This window comes from Flammeovirga sp. SJP92, from assembly GCF_001583495.1.
Lineage (GTDB): Bacteria > Bacteroidota > Bacteroidia > Cytophagales > Flammeovirgaceae > Flammeovirga.
The window spans coordinates 38,550-55,179 of the sequence record NZ_LQAQ01000016.1; the positions used below are offsets into that span (position 1 = coordinate 38,550).

Sequence of the window (16,630 nt, forward strand, 5' to 3'; positions counted from 1 at the left end):
ATTAGATATAAAATAAAAATAAAAAGATGTCAAGAGAACGTGTAAAAACCCTCATCATTGGTTCAGGCCCTGCAGGTTATACTGCAGCCATTTATGCTTCAAGAGCTAACTTATCGCCTGTATTATACCAAGGTCCTCAACCTGGTGGTCAGTTGACTATTACAAATGATGTTGAGAACTTCCCAGGTTATCCTAAAGGAATCATGGGTCCTCAAATGATGATGGAATTACAAGAGCAAGCAGAGCGTTTTGGTACTGATATTCGCACTGGCTTTGTAACAAATGTTCAATTTAACGAGGATGGTCCTCACGTTGCAACTGTCAATGAAGAGACTGAAATCGAAGCTGATTCTATCATTATTTCTACTGGTGCTTCTGCAAAGTGGTTAGGATTAGAATCTGAGTCTCGTTTAAACGGAATGGGTGTTTCTGCTTGTGCTGTTTGTGACGGTTTCTTCTATAGAGGACAAGATGTTGTTGTTGTAGGTGCTGGTGACTCAGCCGCTGAAGAGGCGCATTATTTATCAAATCTTGCAGCAAATGTACACCTATTAGTACGTCGTGATGAGATGAGAGCTTCTAAAATTATGCAAGAGCGTGTAATGAAGAAAGAAAACATCACAATTCACTGGAATACTGAAACAAAAGAAGTATTAGGTAAAGATGCTGTGGAAGGTGTAAGAGTAATCAATAACAAAACAAATGAGGAAAGTACTATTGACGTGACTGGATTCTTTGTTGCTATTGGTCACAAGCCTAACACTGATATCTTCAAAGGTCAATTGGACATGGACGATGCAGGTTACTTAATTACTAAGCCTGACAGCACTCAAACAAACATCAAAGGTGTGTTTGCAGCAGGTGACGTTCAAGATACAATTTACAGACAAGCAGTTACTGCAGCAGGTACTGGATGTATGGCGGCTTTAGAAGCTGAAAGATATTTAGTTGAGCTTGAGGACTAACCTTTATTAATATTGATAGAAAAAGGTGTGATAATTCATTTTATCACACCTTTTTTGATTTGTCACATAATGTATCATGATATTTAACGTTTACATGACAAATACTATTTAACATGCATTGCCTTTTAGCAATTACTTTAGTATTCTTGTATCCTATATTAATTTAAACGAACAAAAAACTTTATTTTTTAGTTCATCCGTGACAAATTAAATCATGAACTTGAATCATATTTCGAAGCCTACTTACATATTTACTGTTTTATTCTTGTGTGTGGTCCAATTTTCTTCAACAGAATCCTATGGACAAGGTTTCTTTAAAAAGATATTTAAAGGAAAAGAAAAAAAAGCAAGTACTGAGATAGTACAAGAAGAAATTATTCCTGAAGTTAACATCACAGCCCCTAAATTCACTTTAGAAAACGGGGTAGAGGACTGTCAACATCAAGATGAATTAGCCTCATTTCCTGAAGGCTATAAAAGAATTAATCTTAATGAAATTGAGCAATGTCAAAACCTTGTGGAGATTCAAGAGGGTAAATTTGTAGATGCCACTTATCTGACTGGATTTGATTATTATAATAATTGGGATAATTGGAATGTAAACCCTTACAATATTCCATCGAAGGTTCTAAAAGACAGTGTAAACCTCCACTTATATGATGAAGGAGACACTTTAGCTTGGGCTTTTCCTTTAGATGAGCAAAGAAAAGTAACATCAAAATATGGCTTCAGAAGATGGAGGTTCCACCATGGCATTGATGTAAAATTGGCTGTTGGTGACACGCTAAGATCTATGTTTGACGGTGTTGTCAGAATTGCAAAGTACAACAGAAGAGGATATGGCTATTATGTAATGATCCGTCATAAAAACGGTCTTGAAACATTGTACGGTCATATGAGTAGATACTTAGTGAGACCAGGACAAGAAGTAAAAGCTGGCGAAGTGATTGGTCTTGGAGGAAATACAGGAAGAAGTACAGGTCCTCATCTTCACTTTGAGATCAGGTACCAAGGTTATGCTTTTAACCCTGAAGACATGATTGACTTTGCCAATCATGAGATCATTCCTACTCCTGATTTCACCCTTTCAGCAAAAAATTACGAGTTATTGATTGAATCGAAAAAGAATGTTTACCATAGAATCAGAAGTGGTGACTCTCTTTGGAAGATCAGTAGAAGATATGGAACATCTATCACTAAAATCTGCAGCTTGAATGGTATTTCGAAACGAACTACCTTAAGAGTTGGCAGAACAATAAGAGTTAGATAATAAAAATGGCGATCTGAAAATAGATCGCCATTTTTATTTAGAAAGGTAAAACCCTAGAAACTTCATCTTTGTATTTCTGAAATGCTTCAGGTCTGTTTTTCATCATTTGCTTATCTTTTAAAGGAATGGAAGCAAACATAAACATAAGCCACATTCCAACGGAACCTAAAGCGGTATACCATGGTGCACTATAAGCCAATCCCATCATAGCCACTCCAAACCAAAACATCATCTCACCTAAATAATTAGGATTCCTTGATTTTGCCCAAATTCCTGTCCTCAAAATATCCGTCTTTTGCTTATTGGGTCTTTTTCGGAATTTGTCTAATTCATTGTCTGCTAAATATTCAAATATTGTCCCTATAAAAGCAGTCAAGGCTCCCAACATAAACAACCAGAGATTACTCAACTCTGCCCCTGAGTAAACCCACTCTATTCCCCATATACTCAAAAAAACAATACATGTCGGGTACAAGTGGATTGCTAAAAAATTAATAGGTTGAAAAAAGGATTTAAACTGAACTCTAAAATCAGCATATCTGAAATCTTCATGATGCCAACCGGGCCACCCCCTTCCCCAACTCAGTGTCAACCTCCAAGACCAGAAGGAAACCACAAATGCACAAACCCATTGTGGAATACTCCAATCTGTTCCATTAAATAAATAGAAGTATTGAAGTATAAAATAAAATGGAATTACACTCCAATAGGCATCATAAACACTGCTATTTTTCTTTATTAATGAAAAAATAAATGTCACAACCGTCATAGCCAAATCTGCCATTAGAAAACGAATGGTCAACGATTCATAATCTGCATATTGAAAAGTGAAAAAACCTACTATACCTACAGTCAGATATATAATAGTGATTTCAAAAAGAGCTTGTTGTTTTTTGTTCATGAGATTTTTGTAAGGTGATAATGATTTAAGGGTTGATATGTTTCTTCAAGCCAAGGTATTTTTCTTAAATCTTCTTTCGACATAGACTTGATGATTTTAGCGAACTTAGATACTATACCTCTTGCGTGCTTATCTTCATCATGGGTAGGTACCACACAAGTTGGATTAAATTCTTCAGCCAATTGCCTCACACCTTCTAAACCAGGAGAGACTGTTCCTCCAAGAAAAGCGGGCAATTGATAAAAGTTAAAGGGAGTCATTAGTAAAGTAACAGGACTAAACTCTCCCATTTCTTTGATGTATGTATAATCTATATCAAAACCATGTGTGGCCAAGCATATACTTTCGTTTCCATCATCAATCAAAAAAGCATCATAAATTGGGTCCATCCATCTTTTGGTGGGCAAAAAATGAAATGTCACCCCATCAACTGATTGTTGCTTTTTCTTTTTATTGAAAGAAATAAATTCAGCTTTTGGTAATATTCTTTTTACTTTTCTTCGAATACTTTCAGGACCCATCACTTTTTGAGGCTTCAGTTTCTTTAAAGTTTTACGATGAAAATGATCGGGATATTTTTGGGTAATCAATACGATATCATAAGTAGGTATTTCATCATATTTTAATGGAGGAGTACGATGCCACTGTTTATTAAACCAAGAGAAATAATCTATTTCGGCACCTTCTAGCCAAGGGTCTACTAGCAGTTTCAATGAATCTAATTCAATGTACCATGAATTGTCCATATTTAACCTTTGAATTTTTATCATAGTGAGCTCGAGTAGTTAATTTTTGATGTATTAAGCCAAGAATTACTTTGGTTTAATACTTATAACTAAGATAATCAGATTTATTAATAAAATGTTTAACATAAAGAACTAACATTAAGAATTCATTTTGAGAGTTGAATTATGCATAAAAAAATTTTATATTATAGTAAGTTTGACAATCAATGTCAATCTGTAACTTAAAGTATATCAATCCTACAGCCCAAACTACTATGACCATTATAGAACAAACAGTACTTATATTCCTACTTCTATTTAAGATCTATTTCAGTTGCGGGTTAATTTTTGGATTTTATTTCTATTTCTGGGGAGGCCAAAAACTAGATCCCTTATTAAAAGTCAGTTCAAAAAAAACACAATTACTTTTTGTCCCCGCAGCTATTATTTTATGGGTATATCTATTACCTAGGATCTTAAAACATTAAGTCAAAAAGCACAATCAGAAGAAAGCACCAAAGGAATAGGTGCTTTTTTTATGCTCTCATATTAAGTACTAAGACAAAATCAATTATCCTCCATTTCAAGCTTAGTACCTAATAGTTACAATGTCTAATAGACTTTCTAGTATAAAAAATCTTAAACGTATCAACTTTACGTTCTTCATCTCTAATTTTAGAATATCAAATATTTACTGAAGCAACAACTCAAAACAAAGTAAAAATGGCAACCGATTTTTTTTATAACCAGAAAGTTCATCAATACTCAAAAAGTGAAGGAATCACTGAGAAGAATTCAGTCTATCGTCTTGGAGTGGAATACATGGAAGATGATGATGATCAAACCTTAATTGAACTGATTGATGCTTTTCTTGATGATCCAAAATTAAAAGATGTAGTCGGACTAAGCATCGGTGTTTGGCCTAATGCCTACGATTCAGATTGTGAAAGTTTTATCAACAAACTCGTTGAGGAAAAAGAGCGTTTACAACACATTGAAGCACTATTTATTGGTGACATGGACTATGATGAATGTGAAATTTCATGGATTCAACAAGCCAACCTCAATGCTATCTTCAAAAACTTCCCGAACCTTAAGATGCTACAAATAAAAGGAAGTGAAGGACTGTCACTTGGTGAAATAGAACATCAAAACCTAGAAACACTTGTACTTCAATCCGGGGGCTTGTCCAAAAATGTGCTTCAAGAAATTGGTAATGCAGCATTACCGAAGTTAAAGCATTTGGAGATCTGGTTAGGAACAGATGACTATGGTTACGACTGTGAAGTAGAAGCTGATATTTTACCTTTATTAGAAATAGGTAAATTCCCTTCTCTATTTCACTTAGGGCTTCAAAACTGCATCGATGCTGATGACATTGTACAGTTGATTTCCGTGACTCCATTACAAGAAACAATTCTTTCTCTGGACTTATCAATGGGGACATTAGGAGATAAAAGTGCTGAAGGTTTACTCAATGCACCATGTATGCCACAACTATGCTATTTAAACCTAAGTAGTAATTATTTATCTAGTGGAATTGGCCAAAAGATCAAAGAGAAATTCCCGCATATTGAACTAAAAATGGGGGAACAAAAAGAAGAAGATGTTTATGACGATGAAACCTATCGTTATGTTGATGTAGGTGAATAATCAATCCTGTTTTGAAAGTAATACTTATAGGCAATCCTGAGAACCGTAGGCTTCAGATGATGCAAGAAGCGCTACACTCTTATCAATTAAACTACCAAACAATAGCGTGGATAGATTTTCTATCCACGCCTCATTCCTTTGAAAGCATTGTTGAAGAAAACGACATCATAAAAATTGATTCCTTTGGTGAGAATTTCGATGTCTTTAAAGGATTATTGAAATGGGGAAGTGAAAGCATAAAAAAAGAAGAATTTCATCAAATCTCTAAAGAGAAAATTGATTCTCTTCCTAATGACAAAGGTAGAATTCAATATTCTAGACAAGCTTACTTAGGGTTTAAAGAAGCGTTGAAGTTTGTAGAGAATTGTGCCATAAAGAAGGATAACGTAAGGTTTATTAATACCCCTACGGCTATTCTTCAGATGTTTGATAAGAAGAACGCCCATCAAATTCTTTTGGAACATCATGTTGCTAAAACAAAATTCTTAGGGACGGTTCGGAGTTATGAAGAATTACATCAAATGATGGATCAAGCAAAAGAACATCAAGTTTTCATCAAGCTTACACACGGTTCTTCCTCTTCGGGAGTAATGGCTTATAGAAGAAGTAAAAGTAGAGAAGTATTAAAAACGTCTGTTGAAATTGATAAATCTTCCGCTTTATATAACTCATTAAACATTAGTACTTATCGTGATGCTACTAAGATTGAATTGATCATCAATCAATTGGCGAAAGAGCACCTTATTGTTGAAAAATGGGAACCTAAAGCTACTTTCAACAATAAAGTATTTGATTTACGATTGGTCGTCATTGGTCAAAAAATAGAACATGTGGTGATGAGATCCAGCACCTCACCGATGACCAATCTACACCTTGGCAATGAGAGAGGAGACCTCAATGGATTGATCGATTATTTGGGAAATGAAAAGTGGGAAGAAATAGAACAGACAGCGATACAAGCAGTCAAATCATTTCAAGGTGCTGTGGTGGCAGGAGTTGACTTGATGGTCCAATCCAACAGTCATAAAGTAAAAATTATTGAAGTGAATGCTTTTGGTGATTTAGTGCCTAGAATTGTCAATTCCGAAGGCAGAACAACCTATGAAGAACAAGCTTTTATCATTAAATCCATTTTCGATGAAGTCCTTACCTAAAAATATTAAATGTCTCGTTTTCGATTTAGATAATACTTTAATCGATAGAGACAAAGCCTACAGTACTTACTTAGAAAAAGCATTTGAGTTTGTCAATCAACCTAATATATGGACTGAAAATAAAGCGACCATTCTTGAATACGATAATAAAGGGTACAGATCAAGAGATACTTTTTATCAATGGCTTATTTCAAAATTCATTCATCAAAAATTATTTGAGGAGTTTCAGAAGAAGTATGTCGTTGGGGATTTTGTGGAGAAAATAGACACTTCAATCCTTCAATTTTTAGCGGAATTAAAAGAACATTTTCACCTTGTATTACTAACAAATGGAGGGAATCATAATCAACAGAAAAAGATTGTAAACTCTGGATTATTTAAAATCTTCCCTCCAACTTCTACTTTCATATCAGGAGATTATAGTTTTGAAAAGCCTAATCCACTTTTCTTTCATTTAATTCAAATGGAATATGGGTATACGCCCGAAGAAATTGTTATGATCGGTGACGATTATGACAAGGATATCAAAGGTGCTCATCAAATGGGATGGAAAACAATTCACCTCAACCCTACTAAAACAAAAGAATCAATTGCGGATATTCAAATCAATGACATTCAAGAAATAGCCAATTATATATGATCAATACGAATAAAATAGTGGGTGATTATGATATTGTTTTGATCACTTTGGACACATTGAGATATGATGTCAGCCAACAACTTTTTAAAGAAAAGCGATTACCTCAACTTCAAAAATATCTACCAGAATCAGGTTGGGAGAAAAGACATGCACCGGGGAGTTTTACCTATGCTTCTCATCATGCTATTTTTTCGGGCTTTTTCCCCACTCCCATTGATCAACCAAAGCAAGAACGGTTGTTTGCCACTCAGTTTGCGGGGAGTGAAACAACCAACACCAACACTTTCACATTTGAACAAGCCACAATTATTGATGGGTTAAAAGCAAAAGGATATCATACAGCTTGCATTGGTGGAGTGGGCTTTTTCAACAAAAGGACTTCATTGAGTAACGTGTTTCCGTCCATGTTTGATGAAAGTCACTGGGAAGACTGTCTAGGTGTCACCTCTCCTTTTTCTACAAAATACCAGTTTCAAAAAGCAGAGGAAATTGTACAGCAAAATCAGCAAAACAGGCTTTTTCTGTTTATCAATATTTCAGCCATACACCAACCCAATTATTTCTACCAACAAGGAGCCAAAGTGGATTCAATCACTACACATGCCAAAGCATTAGAGTATGTGGATAGTCAATGGGAAATTTTGATGAATGCTTTCAAGGGACGACCAACCTTATTTTTACTTATGGGAGATCACGGAACTGCTTATGGGGAAGACGGATTCAATGGACATCGATTGGCCCATGAAGTCGTTTGGAATGTCCCTTATGCTGAATTTTTAATGAATGAAAAATGAATTTAAAAGAATATATCAACCAATCATACTATCATTCTTATGCCTACTCTTACCCTCATAAAATGGCATATAGAAACTTTGAAAAACCACTATCACTCCAAGAAGTGTGGAGCGTGGAAAAGAAGCGTGATGTTTTTCTATACCTTCATCTTCCCTTTTGTGAAATGAGATGTGGCTTCTGTAATCTATTTACAATTGCCAATCCAAAAGGCAACCTCCAAAACGAGTTTCTTAATGCATTGACAAGACAGGTTGAAGCCGTTAAAGAGGAATTAGGAGACCTTCATTTTGCCAATTTTGCTTTTGGAGGAGGTACCCCAAGTTACCTTTCAGCAGAAGAACTACAGTCTGTTTTATCAACGCTGAATTCCTCTTTAGGATTAAAAACTGAAGTCGTCAATTCCGCTATTGAAGTTTCTCCTAAAACTATTACGGCCGATAAAATTCAACTCCTTAAAAAAAAAGGCTTCTTCCGGGTAAGTATGGGCGTGCAAAGCTTCATTGAACAGGAAGTGAAGGCAATGGGAAGACCCCAAAAAGTGGAAGAAGTGAGAAGAGCAATCAGAGACTTAAAAGAAGCTCAATTTCCATTACTCAACTTGGATTTGATTTATGGAGCTGAAAATCAAACAACGGAAAGTTGGCAATATACCTTAGATCAAATGATAGAAATTTCACCCGAAGAGGTTTTTCTTTACCCTTTGTATGTAAGACCATTGACAGGTTTGGGATTGAAAGAACAAGCTTGGGATGATTTCAGAATGAAGTTATACCTACAGGCAAGGGATTTCTTAATGAGCAATGACTATGAGCAAATCACAATGAGACAATTCAAGAAAAAGAACGCTCCTTCATTTGCTCACCCCGATTATTTACCACAAGAAAATGCAATGTTAGGATTAGGTGTAGGAGCTCGCTCTTATACCAAATCGCTGCATTACAGTAGCGATTACGCTGTCGGGAGATCTTCCATTAAGCATATTATCGAGAATTATAACAACACTTCTAAGGAGGAGTTCAAAAAAGTGAATTATGGTATTCAACTTGATCTAGAAGAAGAGAAAAGAAGGTATTTCATTAAGTCCTTCTGCGAAGGAACAGGTTTACCCATTGCTTCTTATCAAGCCTACTTTAATTCTTCTGTATTGGAGGATTTCAAACTTGAAATAGAAGAGATGTACCAACTCCAATTGATTGACATCAGCACATCATCCATCCAACTCAACCTAAAAGGACGAACACTGGAAGACGTGATTGGCCCTTGGTTGTATTCTCATTCAATAAAAGAATCTATTGCTCAATTTGACTTAGTATAATGCATAAAACTTGGAATATTCTTTACAGAGGACCATTGACCAGCTGTAATTATTCTTGTCACTACTGCCCTTTTGCCAAAACAAAAAACACAAGAGAAGAATTGGCGATTGATGCTCAAAAGTTAATGCAGTTTCAAAATTGGGTAAAGCATAGAAGTGAAAGAATTGGTATTTTATTCACGCCTTGGGGAGAAGGATTAATCCGAAAATACTATCAACAGGCGATGACTGCATTGAGTCATATGAACAATGTTTATAGGGTCGCCATACAAACTAATTTATCCTGTAGTACCGATTGGATGGATGAAGTCAATAAGGAGAGTTTTGCATTATGGACCACCTATCATCCTAGCCAATTGTCCTTAGACGCATTTCTGGAAAAATGCCATTCATTGATTGAGAAAAATATTAGATTTAGTGTGGGAACTGTGGGTTTAAAAGAAGATCTTGATGTGATTACTCAATTAAGAAAAAGACTTCCTTCCTCCGTGTATTTATGGGTAAACGCTTACAAGAGAGAAACCGATTATTATGAGCAAGAGCATTTGAAAAGAATCCTTGAAGTGGACCCATTATTCCATTGGAACAATCAACGGCATGAGAGTCTAGGCAAACCCTGCCATGCTGGCTCCACTACTTTTTCAGTGGATGGTGATGGCAATATGACTTCCTGCCACTTTATCAAAGATCAAATTGGGAATATCTACCATGATAATTTTGAAGAGGCATTACAGCCCAAATTATGTTCTAACACTACTTGCGGTTGTCATATAGGATATGTTCATCTTCAAGAATTAGAGCAAGATAAAATTTATGGAGATGGAATTTTAGAGCGAATCCCATTGGTTTAAAATAGAAAAAGAGACCACATTTTTTTAAAACTGTGGTCTCTTTTTTTATCATTTTCAGCAGAAACATTCTACCAGTCTGGCTTGTTTCTATCCTGTTTTTTGGACTTTTTCTTTTGCTGTTGGAAGTATTGCACTTCCTTATTTTTTAAGGCATCCAAAATCATCTGAGCTTGAGAGGCAGGCATTTTGATTTCCTCCATTCGGTTATTGAAGTTGGCTTGTTCTTCCGCTTTTTCACGTTCTTTACGCTCTTCCTCAGTTTCCTCTCCCTGTTCTCCTTCTTGCTCTTGATTCTCTTCCTGATCACCCTCTTTTTGATCACCATTCTGAGAATCTTTTTGATCTTTATTATCTTTCTGATCACCTTCCTGTTGATCCTGTTGCTCTTGGTTCTCGTCTTGATCTTGTTCCTGATCCTGATTTTGATCGTTCTGATCTTGGTTTTGGTCCTGCTGATCCTGTTGATCTTGCTTATCCTGATTTTCGTCGTTTTGATCTTGGTTCTGATCCTGATTCTGCTGTTCTTGTTCCTCTTGTTCTTTCTTTTGCTTCAACAACATCTCATAATCATACCTTGCACCCATATTTTGAGGGTCATGCTTCATTGCCGCTTTCAAAAAGGCCAGCGCTTCCTCCAACTTTTGTTCTTGAGCTTTGAGCACTCCTAACTGTTGGTTTGCAATAGAAGCAATTTTCTTGTTTGCTGAATTCTGAATGCTGGCATAGCGTTTAGTTGCATTCTCCTTATCTTCAGAAAGGAAATAAGAATGTGCTAAATCAAGCATTGCCGCATCATCTTCAATTTTCATAGAGTCCAGTAGAATAGTATAAGCATCAATTGCAGTTTTATAATCTTTTGCAATAAATGCTTCCTCTCCTGCGGATTTTTGTTTATTAGCTTCCGCGATTCTTCCGATTCCGTTATGATCTGAAAATATATTTAAGACGATTAATAGTGTTAAAATCGTATTCATATATTTTTAATGTTAAAAAATCTTACAAGTTCATTTCTTTACAACGAAAGACGTGAAAAATTTACTTTAAAGTGATTTTTCACGTCTTTCGATATTTATACAACTATTCTAACAGTTTCAACTCAATTTTTCAAATCTTTTTTAATAATCAGAGATGAAATATCAGACAGTATCTGTTTTTTAACTTTTTATTTAACAACTTCACCGTATAAATCAAACGGTTCAGCACTTGTAATCTTCACATTAGCAAAGTCTCCTAAACGAACGTGGTTCTCTTCTGTGACAGGTACTAAAACTTCGTTATCTACTTCAGGAGAATCAAATTCTGTTCTACCTACAAAATATCCACCTTCGATCTTATCGAATAATACTTTGTAAACTTTTCCTACTTTTTTCTGGTTTAACGCATCAGAAATTTCTTCTTGAAGTTGCATAATCTCGTCTGCACGGTCTTGTTTTACATCTTCAGGAACATCGTCTTCCATATCATCGCCAGCATGCGTATCTTCTTCATGAGAGTAAGTGAATACCCCCACTCTCTCGAACTGCATTCTTTCTACGAAATCATACATCTCATTATACTCCTCTTCCGTCTCACCTGGGTGACCTGTGATCAAAGTAGTACGGATAGCAATACCAGGAACTCTCTCTCTGATTTTATTGATCAAGTCTTCTTGTTTTTCTCTAGAAGTACCTCTTCTCATTCTTTTCAACATTGCTGTTGAACCGTGCTGTAATGGAATATCAAGGTATTTGGCAATATTATCTCTCTCCGCCATAACATCTAATACATCCATCGGGAAACCTGTTGGATATGCATAGTGCAAACGAATCCACTCTAAGCCTTCCACATCAGATAATGCTCTTAAAAGATCAGCCAACTTTCTTTCCTTGTAGATATCCAATCCATAGTACGTAAGGTCTTGAGCAATCAATAACAACTCTTTTACACCTTTTGCTACCATGTCTTCCGCTTGTTTCACCAAATCCTCAATTGGCACTGAAACATGCTTGCCTCTCATCAATGGAATGGCACAGAAAGAACATGGTCTGTCACAACCTTCAGCAATTTTCAGGTATCCGAAATGCTTATCTGTAGTCAACAAACGCTCTCCAAGAAGTTCTTTTTTATAATCTGCATTCAATGCTCTTAATAAATTAGGCACTTCACGCGTACCAAAGAAAGCATCTACTTCAGGAATTTCATGTACTAAATCTTCTTTGTACCTCTCCGACAAACAGCCAGAAACATACACTTTATCAATCAATCCTTCTTTTTTAGCATCAGCATAACGAAGAATAGTTTCTACAGATTCAGTCTTAGCATGACCAATAAATCCACATGTATTGATCAATACAATATTGAATTTGTCGTCTTCAGCCTCGTGCACTACATCAATGCCATTGCCTTTCAACTGAGTCATAATTACCTCTGAGTCTACAATATTCTTAGAACATCCGAGTGTAATAATATTGACTTTATTTTCTTTAAGTGTCTTGGTTTTCAAGAGATTACTTCTTTTAATTTCCTATTAATGAGAACACTTCATTTTACCGGTGAATAAATCACTATTATGATATTTATTCATTATCAGCAAAATAAGTTCTGCAAAAATATCAGATAAAATCTTGCATAACAACCTATTTAGTTAAAGAGATGTTACTCATTTAATAACCTTAAGAATTACTTAGTGTTATATCCCTATACTTTATATTCGTTAATAGTCTTGTTTTTTTAGTCTAAACTCAGCTATATATATTAATATTATCGGAAAAACAGATATTTTTGTGTGAATGACCTATGTAAACAGTTGGTGTCAGATTAATTGATTTTTTTATCACTGACTTCTCTAATATTAATTAAAATAAGATGAAGCTCTTCGAGCAAAATACTACACATAAAGAAAAGAAAGAAAGAGTATCCGAGGCTACCTTTATTCCAGTAATGACCTTATCGGTAATCGCGATTACTTTTTTGGTTGGTATATGGTCTATCAAAGAACTTAGAGATTATAAACTTGATGTTAGTCAATTAGAAATTGAGTTTACTAACAAACAGAAAAATGTTACGGTCAATGAAGTAAACAATGCCTTTAAATATATCCAATACCTTGAAAAAAACACTGAAAAGAGATTAAAGGAAAATCTGGTCAACAGAGTGGATGAAGCTTTTCAAATTGTAGACAACATCTATAAAAGAAACAATGGAAAGCTTACCCAGAAACAGCTTATTGAGCTCATCAAAGATTCTTTAAGACCCATACGGTTCAATAGCAATAGAGGTTATTATTTTATTGATCATGTGGATGGATATGCTGTAATGAACGCCTCCTCACCTGAATCTGAAGGGTTGCCCATCATGGATCTTCAAGATGCTAGAGGTGATTATTTCATCAGAAAAGAAATGGAAATTGCCAAAACCAAAGGCAAAGGCTTCTTCCAGTATTATTGGATTAAACCTGGACAGGATGGAGACAAGCAATATCCTAAGACTTCTTACTTAAGGTATTTCGAGCCTCTAGGCTTAGTGATTGGCACTGGCGAATACATGGACAACGTGACTCGAGATATGCAGAAACAGGCCTTGGAACGTATGTCATCTATACAGTTTGGAAAAGATGGTTATCTGTTTGTCAATAAAAGAGGAAATCCCTTGTTGATGAACTGGGAATATTTTGATGAAGCCTATCAACTTACGGAAGAGCAGCATTTAAGCCTTCCTATTACAGATGAAAATGGTGACACAACCTATTTCAAAGACTTGCCATTTTTCTTGATGAACACAGAAAAGAAAGGCGGTTTTTATTACTATGACTATAAAAAGCCTAATTCTGACGAAATCAAAAGAAAGTTCTCTTATATCATTTATTTTAAAGAATGGGACTGGACTATTGGTGCTGGTGTATATCTTGATGAATTGGATGATCAAATTGCGACAAAGAGAAGTTTATTGATTACAGAACTGACGACAGAACTTTTCAGAATTTTGTCTCTTTCAACATTGTTGATTGCCATTCTTTGGTGGCGATTGAGAAAAGTGGCCACTGGAATCACCAATAATATTGAGGAATTCTCCAACTTTTTCGATGAAGCTTCTAAAGAGCATGTCAAAATCAATAAAGACCGGTTGGCTTATGCAGAATTTGATCAGTTGGCCACATTGGCAAATAAAATGCTGGATGATCGAGAGAATGATAGAAGAAAAATCATTGAGGCCTATCATGAAATTCAGACTTCTGAAGAAGAACTGAGACAGCAGTCGGAAAGCTTGCTTTATACCAATCAAAAGTTGGAAGAAGCTATGCAAGAACTCAAATCCGCACAAGTTCAGCTGATCAATTCAGAAAAAATGGCCTCTTTAGGTCAGTTAACAGCCGGTATTGCACATGAAATCAATAACCCTATTAACTTTGTGAGTTCGAACGTACAACCTCTGAAAGATGATATTGATGATCTGATCCGACTTTTAGAAAGTTGTAATGACTTGACCAAAGAATTTGAGAGTAAAGAAGCTTTCCAACAAAGGGTAAGCGAAATCAATGAACTGGCTGAAGAAATTGAAATTTCTGTCATTACTGAAGAGATCAAAGAGTTGATAAACGGTATTGAAGAAGGTGCACTTCGAACAAAAGAAATTGTATTAGGTTTAAGAACATTCTCAAGGCTTGATGAAGACACTTTCAAAAGTGCGAACATCAATGAGGGCATTCAATCCACTATTACAATTTTGAATAATAAGGCGAGGAAAAAAGATATTTCAGTAGAGGTAGATCTTCAAAAAGATTTGCCTGAGATAAAATGTTTACCAGGAAGATTAAATCAAGTATTTATGAATGTCATCAACAATGCCATTCAAGCTGTAGATGAAAATACTGGTAAAATCAAAATTTCTTCCTCGTTTACAGAAGGAGATGAACATATTAATATTAAGGTAAGAGATAATGGTGAAGGTATGCCTCAAGCCATAATTGACAAAATTTTCGATCCATTTTTTACAACCAAAGAAGTTGGTGAAGGAACTGGGCTTGGTTTGTCCATCTCTTATGGAATCATAAAAAAGCACGGAGGTGAAATTATGGTTTCATCAAAATATAAAAACGACAGTTCTGGCGAAGAGTCTTTTACAGAATTTTCTATCATTCTCCCTCTAATTGGTGAAGATGATTTAAAAAACGAGTACTAAAAAAATATGAGTGATTATCACGTTCCAGTAATGCTGCAAGAGTGTGTAGATGGTTTACACATTGACCCTACTAAAACTTATGTTGACGTTACTTTCGGTGGCGGAGGACACACAAAAGAAATATTAAGCCGTTTAACAACGGGAAAATTGGTGGTCTTTGATCAAGACCCTGACGCGAGAAAAAATGCAGAGGCAATTAATGATGACCGCCTGATTTTTTGTGCTGCCAATTTTAGATATCTAAAAAGATATTTAAGATTGAATGGCATCAAAAAAGTAGCTGGGATTTTAGGTGACCTTGGTATCTCATCTCATCAAATTGATGAAACATCAAGAGGTTTTTCTACTAGAGGTGATGCTCCTTTGGATATGCGTATGGCACAAAGCGGTGCTTTAAGTGCTAAAGAGGTGATCAATAATTATGAGGAAATTGAACTTCGCAAAATGTTTAAACTTTATGGAGAACTCAACCAACCTCATAAAGCAGCTAGTTTAATTGTCCATGCACGTTCTGCTGGAGAGATTGAAACTACACAACAATTGATGGATGCTTTAAAGCCAATGGCACCAAGAGGGAAAGAAAACCGTTTCTATGCTCAAGTTTTCCAGGCTATCAGAATTGAGGTCAACGAGGAATTGGTAACGCTTAAAGAGATGATCGAGCAAGGCGCCGAAGTTTTAGAAGAAGGTGGTTACTTTGTAATTGAATCTTACCATTCTTTGGAAGATCGCTTGGTAAAGAACTTTTTCAAAACGGGTAATTTTGAAGGGGAAATGAACAAAGATTTCTATGGTAATCTTTTACGCCCATTGAAGCCTTTGAAAAGCAAGCCGATCACTGCTTCTGAAGAAGAAATTGCTAGAAATAGAAGAGCAAGAAGTGCTAAATTAAGAGTGGCGATTAAGTTGCCTGTAGATAATAAGAAGTAATCTGTAAACTCTTATCAAGTGTAATGCCCTGAAAAAACGATACAGTTTTTTAGTGAATTAATTTTGATATAAGACTCAATAATTTAAAAATTATTGGGTCTTTTTTATAGGTAGCCTTCAGTTTTTATTTCGCTACCGCGAGTTCCTCAAATTTATCGATGCAAAATTGATTCGCTTCGCTGTCAATTTCACCTCAATAAATTTCGAGGCTTATTGTGTGACTTTTACTGCCCGATAAGTCCTTCGTTTCTTACCTCTTGTTTTATGCATCTGA

14 protein-coding genes are annotated in these 16,630 nt (G+C 35.5%); 10 read left to right on the plus strand and 4 right to left on the minus strand.

Annotated features, from left to right (window positions below):
• Positions 1 to 26 precede the first annotated feature (26 nt).
• Entirely contained in the window at positions 27 to 965 is a 939-nt protein-coding gene (gene trxB, locus AVL50_RS03440; protein ID WP_062615086.1) for a thioredoxin-disulfide reductase, read from the plus strand.
• Positions 966 to 1,179: 214 nt separating this feature from the next.
• Positions 1,180 to 2,235, plus strand: a complete 1,056-nt coding sequence (locus tag AVL50_RS03445; protein WP_062615087.1) for a peptidoglycan DD-metalloendopeptidase family protein — start codon at positions 1,180 to 1,182, stop codon at positions 2,233 to 2,235.
• 37 nt (positions 2,236 to 2,272) lie between these two features.
• Here AVL50_RS03445 and AVL50_RS03450 read toward each other — a convergent pair whose 3' ends face one another.
• Both AVL50_RS03450 and AVL50_RS03455 read right to left on the minus strand, forming a co-directional pair.
• Positions 2,273 to 3,136, minus strand: a complete 864-nt coding sequence (locus AVL50_RS03450; protein WP_062615088.1) for a DUF1295 domain-containing protein — start codon at positions 3,134 to 3,136, stop codon at positions 2,273 to 2,275.
• On the minus strand, positions 3,133 to 3,906 hold the full coding sequence (locus AVL50_RS03455; RefSeq protein WP_082795641.1) for an MBL fold metallo-hydrolase: 774 nt from the start codon (positions 3,904 to 3,906) through the stop codon (positions 3,133 to 3,135). The genes AVL50_RS03450 and AVL50_RS03455 overlap by 4 nt, the downstream gene beginning before the upstream one ends.
• Positions 3,907 to 4,584: 678 nt before the next feature.
• On the opposite strand from AVL50_RS03455, the gene AVL50_RS03460 reads away from it, so the two are divergent.
• Genes AVL50_RS03460 through AVL50_RS03485 form a run of 6 tightly spaced genes read left to right on the plus strand, consistent with a single transcriptional unit; the run spans position 4,585 to position 10,269 of the window.
• Positions 4,585 to 5,514, plus strand: a complete 930-nt coding sequence (locus AVL50_RS03460; RefSeq protein ID WP_062615090.1) for an STM4015 family protein — start codon at positions 4,585 to 4,587, stop codon at positions 5,512 to 5,514.
• 11 nt (positions 5,515 to 5,525) lie between these two features.
• Positions 5,526 to 6,668 (plus strand): STM4014 family protein, encoded by a 1,143-nt coding sequence (locus AVL50_RS03465; protein ID WP_157491127.1) that lies wholly within the window; start codon positions 5,526 to 5,528, stop codon positions 6,666 to 6,668.
• Entirely contained in the window at positions 6,652 to 7,308 is a 657-nt protein-coding gene (locus AVL50_RS03470; protein WP_062615092.1) for an HAD family hydrolase, read from the plus strand. Before AVL50_RS03465 ends, AVL50_RS03470 begins: the two co-directional genes overlap by 17 nt.
• On the plus strand, positions 7,305 to 8,102 hold the full coding sequence (locus AVL50_RS03475; RefSeq protein WP_062615093.1) for an STM4013/SEN3800 family hydrolase: 798 nt from the start codon (positions 7,305 to 7,307) through the stop codon (positions 8,100 to 8,102). The genes AVL50_RS03470 and AVL50_RS03475 overlap by 4 nt, the downstream gene beginning before the upstream one ends.
• Positions 8,099 to 9,418, plus strand: a complete 1,320-nt coding sequence (locus AVL50_RS03480) for an STM4012 family radical SAM protein (RefSeq protein ID WP_062615094.1) — start codon at positions 8,099 to 8,101, stop codon at positions 9,416 to 9,418. Before AVL50_RS03475 ends, AVL50_RS03480 begins: the two co-directional genes overlap by 4 nt.
• On the plus strand, positions 9,418 to 10,269 hold the full coding sequence (locus tag AVL50_RS03485) for an STM4011 family radical SAM protein (RefSeq protein WP_062615095.1): 852 nt from the start codon (positions 9,418 to 9,420) through the stop codon (positions 10,267 to 10,269). Before AVL50_RS03480 ends, AVL50_RS03485 begins: the two co-directional genes overlap by 1 nt.
• Positions 10,270 to 10,337: 68 nt before the next feature.
• Here AVL50_RS03485 and AVL50_RS03490 read toward each other — a convergent pair whose 3' ends face one another.
• On the minus strand, positions 10,338 to 11,243 hold the full coding sequence (locus AVL50_RS03490) for a hypothetical protein (protein WP_062615096.1): 906 nt from the start codon (positions 11,241 to 11,243) through the stop codon (positions 10,338 to 10,340).
• 188 nt (positions 11,244 to 11,431) lie between these two features.
• Complete coding sequence (rimO, locus tag AVL50_RS03495) at positions 11,432 to 12,751, minus strand: 30S ribosomal protein S12 methylthiotransferase RimO (RefSeq protein WP_062615097.1); 1,320 nt, start codon at positions 12,749 to 12,751, stop codon at positions 11,432 to 11,434.
• A 362-nt stretch (positions 12,752 to 13,113) separates the two neighbouring features.
• Between rimO and AVL50_RS03500 the strand changes: the two genes are divergently transcribed.
• Both AVL50_RS03500 and rsmH read left to right on the plus strand, forming a co-directional pair.
• Entirely contained in the window at positions 13,114 to 15,426 is a 2,313-nt protein-coding gene (locus AVL50_RS03500; protein WP_062615098.1) for a cache domain-containing protein, read from the plus strand.
• A 6-nt stretch (positions 15,427 to 15,432) separates the two neighbouring features.
• A complete protein-coding gene (gene rsmH, locus AVL50_RS03505) occupies positions 15,433 to 16,356 on the plus strand; it encodes a 16S rRNA (cytosine(1402)-N(4))-methyltransferase RsmH (RefSeq protein ID WP_062615099.1) in 924 nt (307 codons plus the stop codon).
• The last annotated feature ends 274 nt before the right edge of the window (positions 16,357 to 16,630 follow it).

Bases quoted from the DNA above. Each gene is read 5' to 3' on its own strand.
- AVL50_RS03470 (WP_062615092.1), top strand. From the start codon at position 6,652: ATGAAGTCCTTACCTAAAAATATTAAATGTCTCGTTTTCGATTTAGAT.
- rsmH (WP_062615099.1), top strand. From the start codon at position 15,433: ATGAGTGATTATCACGTTCCAGTAATGCTGCAAGAGTGTGTAGATGGT.
- AVL50_RS03485 (WP_062615095.1), top strand. From the start codon at position 9,418: ATGCATAAAACTTGGAATATTCTTTACAGAGGACCATTGACCAGCTGT.
- trxB (WP_062615086.1), top strand. From the start codon at position 27: ATGTCAAGAGAACGTGTAAAAACCCTCATCATTGGTTCAGGCCCTGCA.
- AVL50_RS03455 (WP_082795641.1), bottom strand. From the start codon at position 3,906: ATGATAAAAATTCAAAGGTTAAATATGGACAATTCATGGTACATTGAA.
- AVL50_RS03490 (WP_062615096.1), bottom strand. From the start codon at position 11,243: ATGAATACGATTTTAACACTATTAATCGTCTTAAATATATTTTCAGAT.
- AVL50_RS03460 (WP_062615090.1), top strand. From the start codon at position 4,585: ATGGCAACCGATTTTTTTTATAACCAGAAAGTTCATCAATACTCAAAA.
- AVL50_RS03500 (WP_062615098.1), top strand. From the start codon at position 13,114: ATGAAGCTCTTCGAGCAAAATACTACACATAAAGAAAAGAAAGAAAGA.
- AVL50_RS03480 (WP_062615094.1), top strand. From the start codon at position 8,099: ATGAATTTAAAAGAATATATCAACCAATCATACTATCATTCTTATGCC.
- AVL50_RS03475 (WP_062615093.1), top strand. From the start codon at position 7,305: ATGATCAATACGAATAAAATAGTGGGTGATTATGATATTGTTTTGATC.
- AVL50_RS03445 (WP_062615087.1), top strand. From the start codon at position 1,180: ATGAACTTGAATCATATTTCGAAGCCTACTTACATATTTACTGTTTTA.
- AVL50_RS03450 (WP_062615088.1), bottom strand. From the start codon at position 3,136: ATGAACAAAAAACAACAAGCTCTTTTTGAAATCACTATTATATATCTG.